Annotated in this window: 15 protein-coding genes and 1 pseudogene; 9 read left to right on the top strand and 7 right to left on the bottom strand. The window is 76.0% G+C overall.

Annotation, left to right across the window (positions count from 1 at the left end; genetic code table 11):
• Positions 1-88: 88 nt before the first annotated feature.
• The gene (locus ACTMS0_RS07200) at positions 89-1,225 is read right to left on the bottom strand and encodes a glycerate kinase family protein (RefSeq protein WP_441154312.1); all 1,137 of its coding nucleotides are present in this window, start codon (positions 1,223-1,225) and stop codon (positions 89-91) included.
• Between the two features lie 68 nt (positions 1,226-1,293).
• Between ACTMS0_RS07200 and nadA the strand changes: the two genes are divergently transcribed.
• From nadA to ACTMS0_RS07185, 3 genes are all read left to right on the top strand, one after another.
• Positions 1,294-2,493: a quinolinate synthase NadA gene (gene nadA / locus ACTMS0_RS07195; RefSeq protein WP_441154311.1), complete on the top strand. Its 1,200-nt coding sequence runs from the start codon at positions 1,294-1,296 to the stop codon at positions 2,491-2,493.
• A 211-nt stretch (positions 2,494-2,704) separates the two neighbouring features.
• Positions 2,705-4,060 (top strand): UDP-N-acetylglucosamine 1-carboxyvinyltransferase, encoded by a 1,356-nt coding sequence (gene murA / locus ACTMS0_RS07190; RefSeq protein ID WP_441154310.1) that lies wholly within the window; start codon positions 2,705-2,707, stop codon positions 4,058-4,060.
• Between the two features lie 67 nt (positions 4,061-4,127).
• Complete coding sequence (locus ACTMS0_RS07185) at positions 4,128-4,721, top strand: DUF3043 domain-containing protein (protein WP_441154309.1); 594 nt, start codon at positions 4,128-4,130, stop codon at positions 4,719-4,721.
• 69 nt (positions 4,722-4,790) lie between these two features.
• Here ACTMS0_RS07185 and ACTMS0_RS07180 read toward each other — a convergent pair whose 3' ends face one another.
• Positions 4,791-4,949: a hypothetical protein gene (locus ACTMS0_RS07180; protein WP_441154308.1), complete on the bottom strand. Its 159-nt coding sequence runs from the start codon at positions 4,947-4,949 to the stop codon at positions 4,791-4,793.
• A 16-nt stretch (positions 4,950-4,965) separates the two neighbouring features.
• Between ACTMS0_RS07180 and ACTMS0_RS07175 the strand changes: the two are divergent.
• A pseudogene (locus ACTMS0_RS07175) lies at positions 4,966-5,097 on the top strand (DNA-binding protein); the annotation flags it as partial.
• Here ACTMS0_RS07175 and ACTMS0_RS07170 read toward each other — a convergent pair.
• From ACTMS0_RS07170 to ACTMS0_RS07160, 3 genes are read right to left on the bottom strand one after another with little or no spacing between them, the layout of a single operon-like run.
• On the bottom strand, positions 5,043-6,056 hold the full coding sequence (locus ACTMS0_RS07170; RefSeq protein ID WP_441154307.1) for an ABC transporter ATP-binding protein: 1,014 nt from the start codon (positions 6,054-6,056) through the stop codon (positions 5,043-5,045). The pseudogene ACTMS0_RS07175 and the gene ACTMS0_RS07170 overlap by 55 nt on opposite strands.
• Positions 6,053-6,874 carry an ABC transporter permease gene (locus ACTMS0_RS07165; RefSeq protein ID WP_441154306.1) on the bottom strand — a complete coding sequence of 274 codons (822 nt, stop codon included), beginning with the start codon at positions 6,872-6,874 and terminating at the stop codon, positions 6,053-6,055. The genes ACTMS0_RS07170 and ACTMS0_RS07165 overlap by 4 nt, the downstream gene beginning before the upstream one ends.
• The gene (locus ACTMS0_RS07160) at positions 6,867-7,583 is read right to left on the bottom strand and encodes an ABC transporter permease (protein ID WP_441154305.1); all 717 of its coding nucleotides are present in this window, start codon (positions 7,581-7,583) and stop codon (positions 6,867-6,869) included. Before ACTMS0_RS07160 ends, ACTMS0_RS07165 begins: the two co-directional genes overlap by 8 nt.
• Positions 7,584-7,950: 367 nt before the next feature.
• Here ACTMS0_RS07160 and ACTMS0_RS07155 point away from each other — a divergent pair, with 367 nt between their 5' ends.
• Positions 7,951-12,717 carry a WG repeat-containing protein gene (locus tag ACTMS0_RS07155; RefSeq protein WP_441154304.1) on the top strand — a complete coding sequence of 1,589 codons (4,767 nt, stop codon included), beginning with the start codon at positions 7,951-7,953 and terminating at the stop codon, positions 12,715-12,717.
• A gap of 63 nt (positions 12,718-12,780) precedes the next feature.
• Positions 12,781-13,779: an aldo/keto reductase family protein gene (locus tag ACTMS0_RS07150; protein ID WP_441154303.1), complete on the top strand. Its 999-nt coding sequence runs from the start codon at positions 12,781-12,783 to the stop codon at positions 13,777-13,779.
• Positions 13,780-13,827: 48 nt separating this feature from the next.
• Here the strand turns inward: ACTMS0_RS07150 and ACTMS0_RS07145 are convergent, their stop codons facing one another.
• Positions 13,828-14,625, bottom strand: coding sequence for a site-2 protease family protein (locus tag ACTMS0_RS07145; protein ID WP_441154302.1), 798 nt, complete (start codon positions 14,623-14,625; stop codon positions 13,828-13,830).
• Complete coding sequence (locus ACTMS0_RS07140; RefSeq protein ID WP_168001880.1) at positions 14,625-14,825, bottom strand: hypothetical protein; 201 nt, start codon at positions 14,823-14,825, stop codon at positions 14,625-14,627. Before ACTMS0_RS07140 ends, ACTMS0_RS07145 begins: the two co-directional genes overlap by 1 nt.
• A 119-nt stretch (positions 14,826-14,944) precedes the next feature.
• Here ACTMS0_RS07140 and ACTMS0_RS07135 point away from each other — a divergent pair, with 119 nt between their 5' ends.
• The 3 genes from ACTMS0_RS07135 (at position 14,945) to ACTMS0_RS07125 (ending at position 19,604) form a co-directional block, all read left to right on the top strand.
• Entirely contained in the window at positions 14,945-16,768 is a 1,824-nt protein-coding gene (locus ACTMS0_RS07135) for a protein kinase domain-containing protein (protein WP_441154301.1), read from the top strand.
• Between the two features lie 72 nt (positions 16,769-16,840).
• Positions 16,841-18,844 carry a bifunctional adenosylcobinamide kinase/adenosylcobinamide-phosphate guanylyltransferase gene (locus tag ACTMS0_RS07130; protein WP_441154300.1) on the top strand — a complete coding sequence of 668 codons (2,004 nt, stop codon included), beginning with the start codon at positions 16,841-16,843 and terminating at the stop codon, positions 18,842-18,844.
• Positions 18,834-19,604 (top strand): adenosylcobinamide-GDP ribazoletransferase, encoded by a 771-nt coding sequence (locus ACTMS0_RS07125; RefSeq protein ID WP_441154299.1) that lies wholly within the window; start codon positions 18,834-18,836, stop codon positions 19,602-19,604. The genes ACTMS0_RS07130 and ACTMS0_RS07125 overlap by 11 nt, the downstream gene beginning before the upstream one ends.
• Positions 19,605-19,628 lie beyond the last annotated feature (24 nt).

Below are 19,628 nucleotides of genomic sequence, written 5' to 3'. Positions count from 1 at the left end.
CTCCTCGCCCGCGGTCACCTGGGCGGCGCGGCCCGGACGTGCGGGTCGGGCGTCCAGCCGGCAACCCGCGCCCCACCAGCCCCGTCCGTCAGCGGCTCCACTGCCGGGCCAGCCGGGCGGCCAGCGCCCGCAGGCCCTCCGCCGGGCGGCCCATCGCCGCCTCGACGCCGCCGCGCTCCTCCCCGCCGAAGTGCTCCACCAGGCTGTACGCCTCGGTGACGCCGGCGGCGGCGGCCTCCCGGCGGCCGGTGCTCACCCGGCCCGCCAGCACGACGCAGGGCACCCCCCGGTCCCGGGCGGCGCCGGCCACCCCCGCGACCACCTTGCCGCGCAGCGACTGGTGGTCGAAGGACCCCTCGCCGGTGATCACCAGGTCGACGGTGTCCAGCGCGGTGTCCAGGCCGATCGCCCGGGTGACCAGGCCGATGCCGGACTCGCACCGGCCGCCGAGGGCCAGGATGGCCGCGCCCAGCCCGCCGGCCGCTCCACCGCCGGGCAGGGCGCCCAGCCCGGCGGGGCAGCCGGGCAGGTCCCGCTCCAGGACACCGGCGAAGCGCTCCAGCGCGGCGTCGAGCAGCAGCACGTCGGCCTTGTCGGCGCCCTTCTGCGGCCCGAAGACGTTGCTCGCGCCGTGCAGCCCGAGCAGCGGGTTGTCGACGTCCGTGGCGGCCACCAGGCGGGCGTCGCGCAGCCGGGGTACGCCGTCCAGCGCCGCGACGGCGGCCAGCGCCGCTCCCCCGTACGGCAGGGCCCGGCCGGCCTCGTCCAGGGGCGTCACGCCCAGCGCGGTGAGCATGCCGGCCCCGGCGTCGTTGGTGGCGGAGCCGCCGAGCCCGATCACCACCTGCCGGGCGCCGCGTTCGACGGCGGCGGCGACCAGCAGCCCGAGCCCGTACGAGGTGGTGGCCTTCGGGTCGCGTTCGGCCGGGGTGAGCAGGTGCAGGCCGCACGCCTGGGCGCTCTCCACGTAGGCGGTGCCGTCGGCGGTGACCAGGATCTCACCGGCCGCCGGCCGGCCGAGCGGGTCGACCGTCGGCACCGGCACCCGGCGGGCGTCCAGCGCGTCGGCGAGCACGTCCAGGAATCCGGGGCCGCCGTCGGCGAGGGGCCGCACGAGCAGCTCGTCGCCGCCGGCCACCTCGTGCCAGCCGGCGACGACGGCGGCGGCCACGTCGGGGGCCGACAGCGTGCCGGCGAACTTGTCGGGACAGAGCAGCACGCGCATGCCGAGCAGTGTGGCAGCACACACCGGTGGAGGCGGCGGCGCGTCCGTGCTGTGGGACCATGGGGTGCGTGACGTCGACCTGGGTAGAACCTTCCAACACCGCCACGGCACTGCTCCTGCTCGGTCGGGGCAGCGACCCCGCCACCGAGCGCGGCGTCGAGTGCCCGGGCGATCTGCCGGCGCCGAGCGACCCGGACCTGGTGGCGCGCGCGGCGGCGGCGAAGGCGAAGCTGGGCAGCAAGGTGTTCGTGCTGGGCCACCACTACCAGCGCGACGAGGTGATCCAGTTCGCCGACGTGACGGGTGACTCGTTCAAGCTGGCCCGGGAGGCCGCGGCGCGGCCGGAGGCGGAGTTCATCGTCTTCTGCGGCGTGCACTTCATGGCGGAGAGCGCCGACATCCTCACCTCGGACGCGCAGAAGGTGGTCCTGCCCGACCTGGCGGCCGGTTGCTCGATGGCCGACATGGCGGTGCTGTCGCAGGTCGAGACCGCCTGGGACGTGCTGACCGACCTCGGCATCGCCGAGGGCACCGTCCCGGTGACCTACATGAACTCCTCGGCGGACATCAAGGGCTTCGTGGGGCGCAACGGCGGCGTGGTCTGCACCTCGTCGAACGCGAAGCGCGCGCTGGAGTGGGCGTACCAGCAGGGTGAGAAGGTGCTCTTCCTGCCCGACCAGCACCTGGGCCGGAACACGGCGGTGCTGGAGATGGGCTTCTCGCTGGACGACTGCGTCCTCTACGACCCGCACAAGCCGAACGGCGGGCTCACCCCGGAGCAGCTGCGCGACGCGAAGATGATCCTGTGGCGGGGCCACTGCTCGGTGCACGGCCGGTTCACCCTCGACAGCGTCAACGACGTGCGGGAGCGGGTGCCGGGCGTGAACGTGCTGGTGCACCCGGAGTGCCGGCACGAGGTCGTCAACGCCGCCGACTTCGTCGGGTCGACGGAGTACATCATCAAGACGATCGAGGCCGCGCCGGCCGGCTCGGCGTGGGCGGTCGGCACCGAGCTGAACCTGGTCCGCCGGCTGGCGCTGGCCAACCCGGACAAGCAGATCATGTTCCTCGACAAGGCCGTCTGCTACTGCTCGACGATGAACCGCATCGACCTGCCCCACCTCGTGTGGGCGCTGGAGGAGCTGGTCGCCGGCCGGGTGGTCAACCAGATCACGGTGGACGCGGACACCGCGCACCACGCGCGGGTGGCGCTGGACCAGATGCTCGCCCTCCCCGGGGCCGACACCCCGCCGCCGAGCACCATCTGATCACCGTCCGTGGCGGCCTTGGTACCGGATGGTGCGGGATCACCCATAAGTGCCCCTGAGGGCGATGTGACCGGGTCCATTCTCGTCACCGAGGGCTATGCTGCCGGGGCGACGACACGCGGGCGTCCCGGTTACGGCCACCGCCATCCTGGGTAGCAGGACGTCCCGCCCCCTCATCGACACGGCACCACCCGACGCGCTGGAGGTTGCGTTGACCGACGACGTCCTGGTCGTACACGGAGGCACTCCGCTGGAAGGGCGGATCCGCGTCCGCGGCGCGAAGAACCTGGTCTCGAAGGCGATGGTCGCCGCTCTGCTGGGCGACAGCCCGAGCCGGCTGTACGACGTGCCGAAGATCCGTGACGTCGAGGTCGTCCGCGGGCTGCTCGGCCTGCACGGGGTCAAGGTCTCCGACGGCGACGAGGACGGCGAGCTCGTCTTCGACCCGGCGAACGTGGAGAGCGCCAGCACCGACCAGATCAACGTGCACGCCGGCTCCAGCCGGATCCCGATCCTGTTCTGCGGGCCGCTGCTGCACCGCCTCGGGCACGCGTTCATCCCGGACCTGGGCGGCTGCCACATCGGCCCCCGCCCGATCGACTTCCACCTCCAGGCGCTGCGGGAGTTCGGCGCCACCGTCGACAAGCGGCCGGAGGGCCTGCACCTGTCGGCGCCGAACGGCCTGCACGGCACCAAGTTCGCGCTGCCGTACCCGAGCGTGGGCGCCACCGAGCAGGTGCTGCTCACCGCGGTGATGGCCGAGGGCGTCACCGAGCTGCGCAACGCGGCGGTCGAGCCGGAGATCATCGACCTGATCTGCGTCCTGCAGAAGATGGGCGCGATCATCAAGGTGCACACCGACCGGGTGATCGAGATCCAGGGCGTGCCGAAGCTGCACGGCTACACCCACCGGCCCATCCCGGACCGGATCGAGGCGGCGAGCTGGGCGGCCGCCGCCCTGGCGACCCGCGGCCACGTCGAGGTGCTCGGCGCGCAGCAGGCCGACATGATGACCTTCCTCAACATCTTCCGCTCGGTCGGCGGCGAGTACGAGGTGACCGACGCCCGGCCGCCCAAGCTGGGCGACCCGGGCCAGGAGGGCGGCATCCGGTTCTGGCACCCGGGCGGCGAGCTGAAGTCGGTCGCGCTGGAGACCGACGTGCACCCCGGCTTCATGACGGACTGGCAGCAGCCGCTCGTCGTGGCGCTGACCCAGGCGCGGGGCCTGTCGATCGTCCACGAGACGGTGTACGAGCAGCGGCTCGGCTACACCGAGGCGCTCAACTCGATGGGCGCCAACATCCAGGTCTACCGGGACTGCCTCGGCGGCACGCCGTGCCGCTTCGGCCGGCGCAACTTCAAGCACTCGGCGGTCATCGCCGGGCCGAGCAAGCTGCACGCCGCCGAACTGGTCATCCCGGACCTGCGGGCCGGCTTCAGCCACCTGATCGCCGCGCTCGCCGCCGAGGGCACCTCCCGGGTGTACGGCGTCGACCTGATCAACCGCGGCTACGAGGACTTCGAGGCCAAGCTCGCCGACCTCGGCGCGCACGTCGAGCGGCCGTAACTCTCCTCACCCGCGCCCGGTGCACCGCGATGTGCACCGGGCGCCGGCCGTTGGCTACCCTTGCCGCGTGTCGCTGTTTCGCCGCAAGTCCGCCAACCTCGTCGAGGAGGCCACCGCCCCGGTGACCCCCGAGGAGGACACCTCCGCCCGTCCCCGCGGCTACACCGCCGCGAAGGGACGCGAGACGCCGAAGCGTCCGACGGCGGGCCGCCGTCCGGCCGCGGCGACGAAGCCGCTGACCAAGGAGGAGCAGCGGGAGCGACGGCGCCAACTGCGCGCCGAAGCGGCTTCCGAGTTCCGGCGCGAGGGCGGCCCCCGCGACCGCGGGCCGGAGCGGCTGCTCGCCCGCAACGTGGTCGACTCCCGGCGTACGGTCGGCACCTGGTTCTTCGGCGGCGCGCTGGTCGTGCTGATCGGCTCGAACCAGGCGATGCCCCCGGTGATCCAGCTGGCCTCCAACATCCTCTGGGGCGCGCTCGCGTTCGGCGTGATCGTCGACTCGATCCTGATCTCGCGGAAGATCAAGAAGCTGGTCCGCGAGCGCTTCCCGAACACCGGGCAGCGGATGGGCTCGCTCTACCTCTACGCGATCATGCGGTCGATCACGTTCCGCCGGATGCGGGCCCCCGCGCCGCGCGTCAACATCGGCGACCCGATCTGACCCTCGACGAATCGGCCCCTTCCCGCACCGCGGGGAGGGGCCGTCGTCGTTCCGGGCCCGGGTGACGGATCACGCCACGCCGAGCAGCCGCAGCAGCGCGGTGGTGCCGGCGGCCCCGAGCACCACCAGCACGAACGGCGCCCGACGCCAGGCCAGCAGCACGCCCACCAGCACGCCCGCCGGCCGGGCCCAGCCGGCGAACCCGCCCGCGTACACCAGCACGGACATGGCGACGGTCGCCCAGGCCGGCAGACCGGAGCAGGCGCCGGTGGAGCTGGGGCCCGGCGACTACGCCACGTTCCCCGGCGACGTGCCGCACCGCTACGAGGCGCTGGCCCCCGGCACCTTCGCCGTGCTGGTGATGGAACACCCCTGATCCTCCCGCCGGTACAGGCGGGCCACCACGTCCTCGATGTCGGGCTCGACGATCGAGACGTCGCGCAGCGCGCCCAGTCCGGCGAGGGCGGCCACCACGTCCGCCACACCCGCCGACTCCAACGCGTACACCAGCCGGTGCCCGTCGGCCTCGACCCGCTCCAGCGGGGCGCCCGGCAGCGCCGGCGCGAGGACGGGCGCGGTGTCCAGGTCGGCGACGAGCAGCCGGCGCGAGCCGTACCGCCGGTGCAGCTCGGCGATCGAGCCGTCGTGCACCACCCGCCCGTGGTCGACCACGACGAGCCGCCCGCAGAGCCGCTCGATGTCGGCGAGGTCGTGGGTGGTCAGCACCAGCGTCGTGTCGCCCGCCCGGCCCAGCTCGGCGAGGAAACCGCGTACCGCCTGCCGGCTCACCACGTCGAGGCCGATCGTCGGCTCGTCGAGGAAGAGCACCTCCGGCCCGTGCAGCAGCGCGGCGGTCAGCTCGCCGCGCATCCGCTGGCCGAGCGAGAGCTGCCGCACCGGGACGTCCAGGAACGCGTCCAGGTCGAGCAGGCTCCGGCACCGCCGCAGCCGCGCCGCGTGCGCGTCGGCGGGCACCCGGTAGACGTGCCGGAGCAGCGCGAACGAGTCGCGCAGCGGCAGATCCCACCACAGCTGCGAGCGCTGCCCGAACACGACCCCGATACGCAGGGCGAGCCGGGTGCGTTCGGCGACCGGGCGCAGGCCGCACACCCGCACCTCCCCGGCGGACGGCATCAGCACGCCGGTGAGCATCTTGAGCGTGGTCGACTTGCCGGCGCCGTTCGGGCCGATGTAGCCGAGCATCTCGCCCCGGGCCACCCGCAGGTCGATGCCGTCGACAGCCGCCACCCGCCGCTTCTCCCGGCGCAACCGGCCGGCCCGGACCCGCACGGAGAACTCCTTGCGCAGCCCCTCGGCCACGATCACGTCGGTCATGATCCCGTACTCCGGTAGTGACGGACACCCGTGCGCCAGGCCGCCGCCGCCAGCGTCGCCGCGACCAGCGCGACGGCCGGCGCGGCCCAACCCACCGCGGCCGGCAGGCCCAGCGGGTCGGCCCGGCCCAGCAGCGCCAGCGCCGGGTGGTAGCTCACGAAGGCGAAACCCAGACCGTACGCGAACAGCGCGCGGAACCATCCACCGTAGACGGTGATCGGGTACGCGGTGAAGTCCCGCCCGCCGTAGGTGACCGCGTTGGCCAGCTCACCGGAGTCGACCCACCAGAACGAGACGGTCGCGGTGGCGACGAACACCGAGCCGAAGAACACCACCCCGGCGAGCGGCGCGACGACCACCAGCGCCACCCGGGCCGGCGTCCAGTCGATGCCGGCCGAGCCGAGCGCGACGACGAGGACGGCCAGGCCGAACACCGCCCGGGACACCTTGCGCAGCGGCAGGTCCATCAGCAGGAGCTGCGGCAGGGTGCCGAGCGGGCGGACCAGCACCGCGTCGAAGAGCCCGGTCCGCACGTACCGGGGCAGTCGCTCGATGTTGCCGACCAGCAGGTCCGCGGTGGCGAACGCCGCGGTGGCGAGCCCGACGATCACCATCGCCTCGCGGAGGGTGAAGCCGCCCAGCTCCCGGGTCACCCCGAAGATCACCAGGACGGTCAGCACGTCGAAGACGGTGGAGCCGACGTTGCCGAGCACGTCGACGACGAACGATGTGCGGTACGCGGCCTGCGAGCGGGCCTGCGCGCCGAGCAGGGCCCGGTACGCCGCCAGGGTGCCACCGGGGCGGGTCGGCTCAGCCACCCTGCACCACCAGGTGGCGCTCGGCGCGCCGCTGCACCCAGCGGCAGGCGGCCAGGATCACCACCGTCCAGGCGACCTGCAATCCGACCAGGGCGACCTGCACGCCGGTCGGGTCCCGCTCGACCAGCACGTCGAGCGGGGTCTGCAACAGGCTCGGGAACGGGGTGCCCAGCCAGAGCGCGACCTGGAGCCACTCCGGGAGGAAGCGCAGCGGGAAGTAGAGCCCGGCGAGCACCCCGGAGCAGACCGTCCAGAGGATCATCGCGCCCCGGACGTCGTGCAGCCAGTACGCGGTCGCGTTGACGAGGAACCGGCAGCCGAAGCAGAGCACCACGGCGGCGAGCGCGGACACCGCGAACAGCGGTCCGGTCGCCCACCGCGACGGCACGTGGACCTCGAAGAAGAGCGGCCCGACCAGCACCGGCGGCAGCATCCGGACCAGCACGGCGTGCCCGGCCCGGCCCAGGTCGGCGGCCAGGTACGCGGTGACCGGGTGCACCGGCCGGAGCAGGTCGGCGGCGACCTCGCCGGAGCGGATCCGGTCGGCCAGCTCGGTCCAGCCCCACAGCAGGACGACGGCGAGCAGGCCCTGGCTCACCCACACGAATGTGGCGAGCTGGCCCCGGTCGTACCCGGCGACGGTGCCCGCCGCGCCGGCGGCCGCGAGCAGCACGTAGCAGCGCAGGAACCCGAAGACGACGTTGGTCACCAGCCCGGCGAGGGAGGCCTGGCGGTAGGTGGCGTAACGCCGGAAGCCCGAACCGGTTATAGCCTTAAATGTCCGGAACCATAGGATAACGTTTGGGGCCCGGGGGTGGTGCCGCAGTGGCGGTGACCGAGCCCACGCCGTTACCCTCCATCCGCAGCTACGCCGTGCCGGAACGGGGGACTCTACCGGCAGGTGGGGTGCCCAGCGCGACAATGTGCAACGAGGTGACAATCGCCGTGAGCGAGCGGACGCGAGCCGGCCACCGGGGCGCGGCCGTGAGCGAGCGGACGCCCGCCGGCCGGTCCGGCGTGCCCGCCCGGGCGGGGCACGACCCCGCCGCCGCGCGCACCGACGACAGGTCGTGCGGATGAGTCGCGGCTACAGCGACCGGTGGCACGACCCCGCCGAGCCCTCCTGGGTGGTCGAGCCGACGAACGAGTGGCGCCCCCAGTTCCCCGGCCAGCGCTACCCCGGTGACATCGGCATCGAGCACGCCCCGCCGCCCGCCCCGCGCGGTCGGGCCGCCGTGGTCGGCCGTGCCGAGGTGCCGCCGCTCGCGCCGACCCACGCCGACGGGACGTACCTCGGCCGGTCCTGGGACGACGAACCGGACGGCTGGCGCGGTCACCGCGACGACCGGCGCCCCGGCGACGAGGCGTACCGTCGTCCGGCCGGCGATCCGACCAGGACGGACGAGCGGACCCGGGGCCAGCGGCCGGAGCAGCGCAACGGCCGGCCCGGCGGCGACCCGGGGTGGGGCGCCGACGCCCGCCGGGCCGACGGCCGTGACCGCTACGACGAGTCCGGCCGGTACGACGACCGCCGCCCCCGGCACGAGCCGGCCGGACGGGACCGGCCCGTCTCCCCGGCGGGGCACGCGGACCTGGGCTGGCTGCGGGAGACCGAGGAGGACCGGCACCGGGGTCACGAGTCTCCCGACGCCGGTCAGCGGGGCGGCCCGGAGCAGCGCCGCACGCGCTACCCGTGGGGACAGTCGGGGTCCGACGACCGGGGCCGGCCCGCCGAGGAGTCCACGGACCGCCGCAACGGCGGACCGCGGGACCACACGTTCACCGGCCCGTGGGACCGCACCGACGGCCCACGCGACCGCGCCGTCGACGGCCCCCGCGACCGCGCCCCTGACGGTCCACGCGACCCCGGTGCCGAGAGGTCCCGCGGCCACGGCACCGACCGGCCGCGCGACGGCGCCGGGGACGACCCGCGCGGCCCCCGCGCGGCGGGTGCGCAGCGACCGGCGGACCGGCGACGGGACGCCGCCGGCGAGGGACCGTGGGACCGTTCCGGCGACGGACCGCGGTACGGCCAGGCCGACCGTTGGCCGCATCCCGAGCGGGCGTACGGCGAGCCGCCGCAGCGCGGTGGTCGTCGTCCGGAGCAGGAGGGACCTTGGGGCCCGCGCGAGGCGGCGGCGCGCGCGGAGGGGCATCCGCAGCGTCGTCCCGCCGAGCCGGGCCGCGACCGGCCGGCGGACCGGTACCGCGCCGAGCGTCCGCCGGCCGACCGGCGGCCCGACGGCGGGCTGACCTGGCCGCCGCCCGGCCCGCTGCGCCCCGGTTTCGACCGGGACGCCGCCCACGGCGAACAGCGCCCGGACCACCCGCCCCGTCCCGCCGACCGGCCGCGTCACGACGGCCGACCGGCGCGGTACGACGAGGTGCACCCCGCGGCGGGCGCCCGCCCCGCCGGCGCGCCGGTGTCCGTCCCGCCGTCCCCGGCCCACGACCGGCCCGTGTCCGGCGCACCCGGCCGACCCGTCTCCCCCGGCATGCCGGTTCCGCCGCCGGCGCGGCCGGTTTCGCCGGCACCGGTTCCGAGCGGCCAGGACCGCCCGCTCCCAAACCGTCCGGTCTCCCCGGCGTCCAACCCGGACCGGCACGACCGCCGGCCCGATCCGTTCGCCGCCGGCGCGGACGGGCCGGACCGGCGGCCGGTCTCCCCCGCGCCCGGCCACCACCCCGGGACGCCCAGCCGGCCGGTGTCGCCGGCTCCCGTCGAGCACGGACGGCAGCGGCAGGACCTCGGCCGCCCGGTCGCCCCCGAGGCTGGCGGACACCCCGTCGACCGTCCCCGCACCACCGCGCCCGCCCCGCACAGCCCCGACCGGCCCGTCTCGCCCGCGCCCCACCCGCACGGACCCGTCGCGCCGCAGGCTCCCGTCGACCGGCAGTCGGCACCGGAGCGCGGCGACCTCTGGGCGGATCGGCGTCCCGGCTCGCCCGAGGGCGCGACCCCGGTCCCGGTGCCCCCGACCGATCGGCCCCGGATGGAGTTCCGTACGGCAGCGGAACACGGGACCCTGCCCGAGGACGTCCGGCCGGACGCCACGTCCCCGGGGTCGACGCACGGAGGCCCGGCGACGACCGGACCGACGCCCGACAATGCCGCGGGCACGACGCCGACCATCACGCCCTGGAATCCACGGCGGTACGTGCCGCCACCGCCGTCGGATCCGCCCGCCGTCGAGCCGCCGCGCGCGGAGACCCCGCAACGGAGCGGCCCGGTCGCCTGGTTCGGGTCGGCCGCACCGCCCGCCGATCCGGCTCCGACGCAGCCGACCTCGCCGGCCGAGGCTGCCGCGACCCCGCCGGTCCCCGGACCGGCCAGCGCGGCGGAGTCCGCCAGGACCGCCGACGCGGATGAGACGTCCACGCCGCCCGCACCCCCTGGCGACGAGCCTGCCGTCGGCTCCATGACGTCCGGATCCGTGCCGTCCGACTCGGTGCCGTTCGATCCCCCGCCGCCACTCGCCCGACCTGTCTCGACCCCGCCCACCGAGCCGGTCTCGGCGCCACCCGCCCAGCCGATCTCGGCACCGCCAAGCCAGCCGGTGTCGGCACCACCGGCGGCCGACGCGGTCCGATCCACCACACCGGACCCGGCGCTACCGAGGCCCACCGTCCCGGCCGTCCCCGAGCCAGCAACGGCCCCGCCCGTGGTCCACGCGGTCTCCACGCCACCGGCCCCGCCTGCCGCCGAGGCAACGGCCCCCATCCCACCGCTGGCCGCACCGCCCACCGAGCCGATCGCCTCGCCCAGCACCGAGTCGGCGCCACTGGCTGCGCGACCGGTCTCGGCACCACCTGCCCAGCCCGTCTCCGCGTCGCCCGCACAGCCCGTCTCGGCGCCGCCCGCCCAGCCGGTGTCGGCACCACCGGCGGGCGACGGAGGCGCGTCCACCGACCCGGTAACGGCACCCGCGGCCGCTCCCGCGCCGGTTCCGGCACCACCGGCCGCCCCCGTCTCGGCACCGCCGGCCGGCGACCTGGCGGGTACGCCGGTCACGCCTCCGGTGTCGACTTCCGCTATCCCCCACCCCGCCCTTCCGTCGGAACCGACCGATCAACCGAGCAACCGGGCCGCCGATGCGGCCGGGCGGCCGGACACGGACCACCCGGTCCCGGCGCCGTCCCCCACCGATGCGGCCTCGGCCGCGACGACCGAGCCTGCGGTCGACCCTGCCGGCCCGGCGGTGGAGCCACCGCACGTGGAAACCCCGATCGTGGAAACCCCGACCGTCGACCCGACGACCACGCCCGCGGGCGAGACCGTTCCACACCCGACGTCGGAAGCGCACGACAACGTCCCGGCCGAGCCGGCGTCACCCCCTGCGGTCGAGGCAACGAGATCGGGGGAGGAAGCAGCCCCTCCGGGGACCGGGAATCACCAGGATCGGCCGGCAACCCCCGACGGCACCAGCGACACGACGCCTGCCGGGACCGGATCGGCCGGTTCCGGGGTGGCGGCGTCGCCGCACAAGGCCGAGGACGGACCCGGTCCGCACCGCGACGCCGCGCCGGCCGGCGCGCGGTCGGCGGCACAGGGCGATCCCGAGCAGATCCTCGCGAGCTACCGCTGGCAGCTGGACCCGGCGACACTGCGCGAGATCGTCACCGATCCCGACGAGTTCCGGGTGATCCGTCGCCGCCTCACCGAGAAGCTCGGCACGGCCGTCGACAACAGGTCCCGCGCCCGGCTGCTCAGCCTGCGGGCGGTGGTCTCCCGGATCGTCGGAGACCTGGACGACGCCCTTGCCGACGGGCGGCTCGCCCTCACGTACGCGGAGGCGACCGGCGAGCTACGGCGTACGGCCCTGGCGCAGGCGCGGCTGGCGCACGTGCTGCGGTGGCGGGGCGAGTACGACGAGGCCGACCGGCTCCTGGCCGAGGCGAACTCGCCGGAGCTGCCCGACCGGCTACGGGCGGCGCTGCACGAGCACGCCGGGCGGTGCTGCTTCGACCAGGGCCGGCTGATGGAGGCGTGCGACCACTTCGAGCAGGCGCTGAACCTGCGGGGCGCCGCCGACCCCGACCTGCTGACCCGGGTCCGGTTGAGCCTGGACGCGGTGACCGAGCGGGCCGCGGGGACGGGCTTCGGGCCGTACCCCCGGAGCCGGGAGGAGCTGCTGGAGCGGGACCGGCCCCCGGTGCCCGCGCGCGACGGCGACCGCTGGGGTTACACCGACCCCGACGGTGACCTGGTGATCGCCGCGGAGTACGCGGAGGCGCAGCCGTTCCGGGAGGGGGTGGCCTGGGTCCGCCGGCCGACGACCGACCGGTGGTCGCTGATCGACCTCACCGGCGCCATCGTGCTGGAGCCGTCCTGGCTGGCGGTCCGCCCGTTCTCCGACGGGCTGGCCTGGGTGTCGCGCGGCGAGCCCGGCGGCTGGCGGGCGATCGACACGACCGGCGAGGTGGTCGTGCCGCCGGGCTTCGCCGAGGTACGCCCGTTCCGGCGCGGTGTCGCCGCCGTCCGCCGGGAGGGCTGGGGAGCGGTGGACCGCACCGGCCGGATCGTGGTGCCGACCCGCTACCACGGGTTCGCGACCGCCCTCGCCGACGGCCGGCACGTCGACGGCTTCACCGACGAGGGCCTGGCCGTGGTGGACGTGGCCGGGCGGTACGGCGTGGTGGACCGGAGCGGGCGGGTGGTGGTACCGCCGGTGCACCCGGCGCTGGTCGTGCACCCCGTCGCGTTCCTGGTCGCCGTGGGCACCGGCCGCTGGGGGGCGCTGGACCGGCGGGGCGAACCGCTGATCGACCCGGTGCACCCCGACCGGGGCGAGGTGGTGGCCGAGATCGACCGGCTGCTCACCGACACCGTGCCGGTGATCTGACCGCGTCCACGACCTGTCTCCCCGCCCGGGCGCCGCCGGCCGCGCCAGGGCTAGGGTCGGGGAATGGAATTCCGACACCTGGGCCGTTCCGGCCTCATGGTCAGCGAGATCTCGTACGGCAACTGGATCACCCACGGCTCGCAGGTCGAGGAGGAGGCGGCGTTCGCGTGCGTCCGGGCCGCCCTGGACGCCGGCATCACCACCTTCGACACCGCCGACGTGTACGCCGGCACCCGCGCCGAGGACGTCCTCGGCCGGGCGCTGGAGAATGAACGGCGCGAGGGCATCGAGCTGTTCACGAAGGTGTACTGGCCGACCGGGCCGGGTCGTAACGACCGCGGCCTGTCCCGCAAGCACATCATGGAGTCGATCAACGGCTCGCTGCGCCGGCTGCGCACCGACTACGTCGACCTCTACCAGGCCCACCGGTACGACTACAGCACCCCCCTCGAAGAGACGATGGAGGCGTTCGCCGACGTCGTCCACTCCGGCAAGGCGCTCTACATCGGCGTCTCGGAGTGGAAGGCGTCGCAGATCCGCGAGGCCCACCAGCTCGCCCGCGAGCTGCGCATCCCGCTGGTCTCCAACCAGCCGCAGTACTCGATGCTCTGGCGGGTCATCGAGGCCGAGGTGGTGCCGACCAGCGAGGAGCTGGGCGTCGGGCAGATCGTCTGGTCCCCGATGGCGCAGGGCGTGCTGTCCGGCAAGTACCAGCCGGGCCAGCCGCCGCCGGCCGGCTCCCGCGCCACCGACGAGAAGTCCGGCGCGGGCTTCATCGCGCAGTGGATGACCGACGAGGTCCTGACCCGGGTGCAGCGGCTCAAGCCCCTCGCCGAGCAGGCCGGGCTCAGCATGGCCCAGCTCGCCATCGCCTGGGTGCTGCAGAACCCGAACGTCTCCTCGGCGATCGTCGGCGCGTCCCGCCCCGAGCAGGTGCACGACAACGTCAAGGCGGCCGGCGTGAAGCTCGACGCCGACCTGCTCAAGGCGATCGACGAGATCGTCGAACCGGTCACCGAGCGCGACCCGTCCCGCACGGAGTCCCCGGCCCAGCGCCCGTGACGCGCTCCGTCGCGGCCGGCCCGGAACGGCGCCGGCCGCGACGGACCGTCAGCCCTGCCAGAAGCGCACGAGATCCAGGCCGCGGACGTACAGGCCCGGAGGCAGGCCGAGGGCGTCGCCGACGGCGAAGACCGCCCCGAAGAACCAGCCGGCGATGGTCGGGTTCCACAGGAGCGCGAACAGCAGGATGAAGCCGTACGGCGCGAAGACGTCGTACATCCGCCGATACGGCGGGCTGAGCCAGGGCTGGATCATGTTGCCGCCGTCCAGACCGGGCACCGGGAGCAGGTTGAGCAGGCTCGCGGTGAGCTGGAGGAAGGCGAGCAGCGCCACGGCCGCCCAGAACTCGACCGGCCCGCCGCCGGGCGCGCCGAGCCGGACGGCGGTGACCAGCACCAGCGTGAACAGCACGTTGGTGGCCGGTCCGGCGAGGCTCACCAGGGTGTGCCGCAGCCGCCCGGGGATGGCGTGCCGGTCCACCCACACCGCACCGCCGGGCAGGCCGATGCCGCCGAGCAGCACCACCAGCACCGGCAGCGCGATGGACAGCAGCGGGTGGCTGTACTTCAGCGGGTTGAGCGTCAGGTAGCCCTGGTGGGCGACGCTGCGGTCGCCGGCCCGGAACGCGACGAGCGCGTGCGCGTACTCGTGCAGGCACAGCGAGACCAGCCAGCCGGAGACGACGAAGAGGAACACGTCGACCCGGACGTTGCCGAACCCGCGCCAGGTCATGACCGCGCTGGTGACGAAGAGCGCCACCAGGGCGAGGAAGACCGGGCTGGGACGGAACGCCGCCCGGGGTACGCCGAGCAGCAGCGGCTCGCCACCCGGGCGGTCGCCGGCCATCACTCCGCCGGGGGCAGCAGGCTCATCCGGTACTCCACGCGGTCGTCCTCGACGAGCGCGACCGAGGTGACGCCGGACGCCGCGAGCTCCCGCCAGGTCTGGCCGATCCAGGACTCGGCATCCGCCTGGCTGCCGAACGACTCCGCCGGACCCTGCACCGACTCGCCGTTCGTGCCCTCGTACCGCCAGCTCCACGCCATGTGCGCGTCTCCCCTCGCCGCTGATCTCCCGCCGCCAGAGTAGTCGTCCTGACGGACAACGGCTGCGCGTCGGGTGAGTGCTTGATCGCTCCCGGGTGGCCGGCCGGTACCGTGGCCGGGTGCTGACTCGAGGTGTGGTGCTCGGCGACCGGTACCGGCTGGACGAGCGGGTGGCGACCGGCGGCATGGGGGCGGTCTGGCGGTGCACCGACGTCGCGCTGGAACGCGTGGTGGCTTTGAAGGTGCTGCTGCCGGCGCTGACCGAGGACCCGGAGTTCACCACCCGGTTCCGGGCCGAGGCGCGAATGCTGGCGGCGGTGCGCCACCCCGGTGTGGTCGCGGTGCACGACGTCGGCCGGGCCACCCTCGCCGACGGCGGCCCGGTCGACTACCTGGTGATGGAGTACGTCGACGGCGAGCCGCTCGGCACCTGGCTGCGCCGGGCGGGGCGGCTCGACGCCGCCTCGACCATGTCCGTGGTGGCGCAGGCGGCCGACGCGCTGCACGCCGCGCACGCCGCCGGCATCGTGCACCGCGACGTCAAGCCGGGGAACCTGCTGGTGAAGCCGGACGGCCAGGTGGTGCTGGTCGACTTCGGCATCGCCCGCTCCGGCACCACGGCCGGCCTCACCGCGGCCAACATGGTGCTCGGCACCGCCTCGTACATGTCGCCCGAGCAGGCCGCGAACCAGCCGGTCTCCGCCGCGACGGACATCTACGCCCTCGGCACCGTGGCGTACGCCTGCCTCGCCGGCCGGCCGCCGTTCGACGGGGACAACCCGTTGCAGGTGGCCCTGCGCCACCTGCAGGACCAGCCGGCGCCGCTGCCACCGGAGACCCCGGCGGCGGTCGTCGCCGTGGTGGAGCGCGCCATGGCGAAGAGCCCGGCCGACCGCTGGCCCGACGCGGCGGCGCTGGCCGACGCCGCGACCGGGGCGCGGGAGGCGACGCTGGCGGTGGTGCCGGACTCGGCCCGTCCACCGTGGGCGGTCGCCGGCGCGTCGCCGGCCGCCGGCCCGCCGGGCCTCGGCGCCGCACCCCCGCCGCCCGCCGCCGCACCCCTGCCGCCCGCCGCCGTGCCCCCGCCGGCCGCTCGGCCGCCCGCCGCCGCGCTCCCGCCCTCCGGCGCCCACCTGGCCGGCACGCCGCAGCCGCCCTGGGCACCGTCGGAGCCGTCCGGCGGGCACCCCACCCTGGAGGACCCGGCCGGTACGACATCGCCGACCCTGCCGGGTCCCGGTGACCGGCGGCCGGCCCGCCGTACCGCGCTCGTCGGCGCGGCCGTCGCCGTGTCCGTGGTGATCGTCGGCGCGGTCGCCGCCACCGCGCTCGTCTCCGAGGGCGGTACCGCCGCGCCCGGGGCCGGTCGCGCCGCGGTGGTGGACCCGGGTGCACCCGCGACGGCGGTCGCCGGAACCAGCCCGGCGTCCGGCGCGGCACCGAGCGCCACTCGACGTACGGCCGCCGCACCGACCCCCTCGGCGGGACGCACCTCGACCCCGGCGCCCGGCACCCCGGCCACCGCGTCCCCGGGCGCGGGTGCCGGTCCCACCGCGGCTTCGCCGCGGCCCCGCCCGACGCCGACCACCGCGGCACCGTCGAAGCCCAACCCGTACACCGCCGGCGAGGTGTGCGGCAGCGGCTACCGCGTGATCGACTCCGCCACGCTGACCGCCGGTGGCGCCCGGAAGGGCCGGGTCTACCTGCTGTACCACGACGGCACCGGCACCAACTGCGTGGTGACGCTCAAGGACAGCGCCGTGGGCACGGCCACCGCCACGTCGGCCTGGCTGGAGGTGCAGGGGCGGGCCCGCAGCACCGACAGCGGGTCGTTCGCGTACTACGCCGGTCCGGTGCGCGCCGCGGCGGCCGGTGTCTGCGTCAAGTGGGGTGGGTCGACCGGCGGCGCCAGCTACGGCAGCGGTTTCGAACACTGCGGATGAGGTGGCGCGAACCGGGTCGGCGGCGTGCGGGCCGGAGGGCGGCGGGTCGCCGGGCGGCCTTAAGGTACGGGCATGTCCGTTGACGGGTGGAACACGGTCCTGGTGCTCGGCGGTATCCGGTCCGGCAAGTCCGAGTTCGCCGAGTCCCTGGTCGCCGACGCGCCCCTGGTCCGCTACGTGGCCACCGCCGCCGACGCCGGCGCCGACGACGAGGAGTGGGCGACCCGGTTGGCGGCCCACCGGGCCCGCCGCCCGGAGACCTGGACCACCGAGGAGACCGCCGAGGACCCGCGCCGCCTGGCCGACGTGATCTCCGCCGCGGAGTCGCACGAGACCCTGCTCGTCGACGACCTGGGCGGCTGGGTGACCGTCCTGCTCGACCCGGCCCACCAGCCGGCCGACGACACCGCCACCATCGCCGAACTGGCCGAGGCGGTGCGCTCCTGCCGGGCCCGGCTGGTGGTGGTCAGCCCGGAGGTCGGGCTCTCCCTGGTGCCGACCACCCCGCTCGGCCGGGCCTTCACCGACGCGCTCGGCGCGGCCAACCGCGCGGTCGCCGACGCCTGCGAGGCGGTCGTCCTGGTGGTCGCGGGTCAGCCGGCCTGGCTCAAGCCCACCACGCCGACGGCTCCCGTCGCGCCGCCGAACGTCATCGTCGGGGCGCCCGGCGCCCCCACGCCGGACGGCGACGTCAGCGAGCCGACCGACGAGACCGTGGTGACGCCGGACGGGGAGCCGGAGGCGCTGCCCGAGGTGCTGACCCCGACCGTCCCGCCTGCCCCGGCGGGCCCGGCCCACGACGGCGGCACCCCGTGGGCGGCCCCGACCATGGCGCTGCCGATGGTGGCCACCGGCCTGGTCATCCAGCCGGGCATGGAGCTGCCCATGCCCGACGAGTACGCGGGCCCGCAGGCCGTCGACCGCCTGGCCACCCTGGACGTGCCCGGCGCCGGGTTCGGCGTGCTCGACCGGGTGGTCGGCTTCGCCGCCGCCACCCAGGGCACCCCGACGCCCGCGCCGTGGGGTTCGGTGCGGGTGCTGCTCGTGCACGGCGACCACGCGGGCGGTGCCGCCGCCGGCACGGTCCCCGGCGACTCCGCCCGCCGCGCCCGGGACGCCCGGGCGGGCCGGGGTGCGCTGGCCCGGCTCGCCGCGGAGTCCGGCGCCAGCCTCCAGGTGGTCGACGCCCCGACCGCCGGCCCGATCGAGGTCGAGCCGGCGCTGACCCTCGACCAGGTCGAGTCGGCGCTGCGCCAGGGCTGGCGGCTGGCCGAGCAGGCCGCCGACGCCGGCGTACGGCTGCTGGTGCTGGGCGCGTGCGGCGCCGGCACCGAGGCGGCGGCCGCGGCGGTGCTGGCGGCCACGGCCGGGGCCGAGCCGCCCGCCGTGCTCGGCCGGGTCGTCACCGACGCGGGCGAGTACGACGACGCCTCCTGGATGGTGCGCTGCGCGGCCGTCCGGGACGGGCTGCACCGCAGCCGCCACTCGCCGCGCGGCGCCAAGGACATCCTGGCCGAGCTGGGCGGCGGTGACATCGCCGTGGCCACCGGCGTGCTGCTCGGCGCGACCGCGCGGCGACTGCCGGTCCTGCTGGACGGTCCGGTCGGCGTGGCCGCCGGCATGGTCAGCCGGGATCTGGCCGGGCAGGCCCGGCACTGGTGCCTGCTCGCCGACCACGGCGGGCACCCGGCGGTGCGGCTGGCCGCCGACGTGCTCGGCCTGACCCCGCTGCTCGACCTACGGCTGGACCTGGGCGAGGGCGCGAACGCGCTGGTGGCGCTGCCGCTGCTGCGCTCGGTGCTCGGGCTGGCCGCCGCGCTGCCGGTACACCCGGCGCTGGGCGGCGTCCCCGAGTCGGACGAGCCGGACTTCCACGAGCCGGAGCCGGCGGGGCCGGGGCCGACCACCGCCGAGCCGGACTTCCACGAGCCGGAGCCGGCGGGGCCGGGGCCGACCACCACCGAGCCGGAGACCGACGAGCCGGACTTCCACGAGCCGGAGCCGGCCGGCCCGGGGCCGACCACCACCGAGCCGGAGTCCGCGTCGCTGGACCCGTCCGGCCGGCGTGCCGGCTGAGCGGCTCGCCGCCGGGGCACGGCTGGCGCTGACCACGTTCACCACGCTGCCGGTGCGCGCCGGCCGGATCGACCGGGCGGTCGCGGGCACCGCGATGGCGCTCGCCCCGGCCGTCGGGGCGCTGCTCGGCGCCGTCCTCGCCGGGGTGCTGCTGCTCCTCGGCGCGTCCGCGCCGCCGCTGGTCGCGGCCGGCGTCACGGTCGGTGTCGGCGCGCTGCTCACCCGGGGCCTGCACCTGGACGGGCTGGCCGACACCGTGGACGCGCTCGGGTCGTACCGGCGGGGGGCGGCCGCGCTGGAGATCATGAAGAAGCCGGACGTGGGCCCGTTCGGGGTGGTCGCGCTGGTGGTCGTACTCCTCGTGCAGGCGGCGGTGCTCGCGGAGCTGGCCGGGCGGTCGGCGCCGGCGGTGCTCGCAGCGGTGGTGACCGCGACCGCCGCCGGCCGGCTCGGGGTCGCGGTGGCCTGCCGGCGCGGGGTGCCGGCGGCCCGGCCGGAGGGCCTGGGCGCGCTGGTCGCCGGCACGGTCGGGCCGGTCGCGCTGGCCGCCGGCACGGCTGCCGTCGCGCTGGTGGCGGTCGCGGCCGTGCCGGGCCGCCCGTGGCAGGGGCCGCTCGCCGTCGCCGCCGCCCTCGCCGTCGCGGTGGGGCTGCTCCGGCACGTGGTACGCCGCCTCGGCGGCGTGACCGGCGACGTGCTGGGCGCGACCGTCGAAGTGGTCACCACGCTGACCTACCTGGGACTGGCGTTGTCCGGCTGAGTTCCGCCCCGCCCGCCGGGTAGC

Origin of the sequence: Micromonospora sp. H33 (assembly GCF_052068455.1) — a bacterium.
GTDB lineage: Bacteria > Actinomycetota > Actinomycetes > Mycobacteriales > Micromonosporaceae > Micromonospora.
The sequence above is the reverse complement of the archived record's forward strand: the minus strand, read 5'-3'. Positions and strand labels throughout refer to the sequence as shown.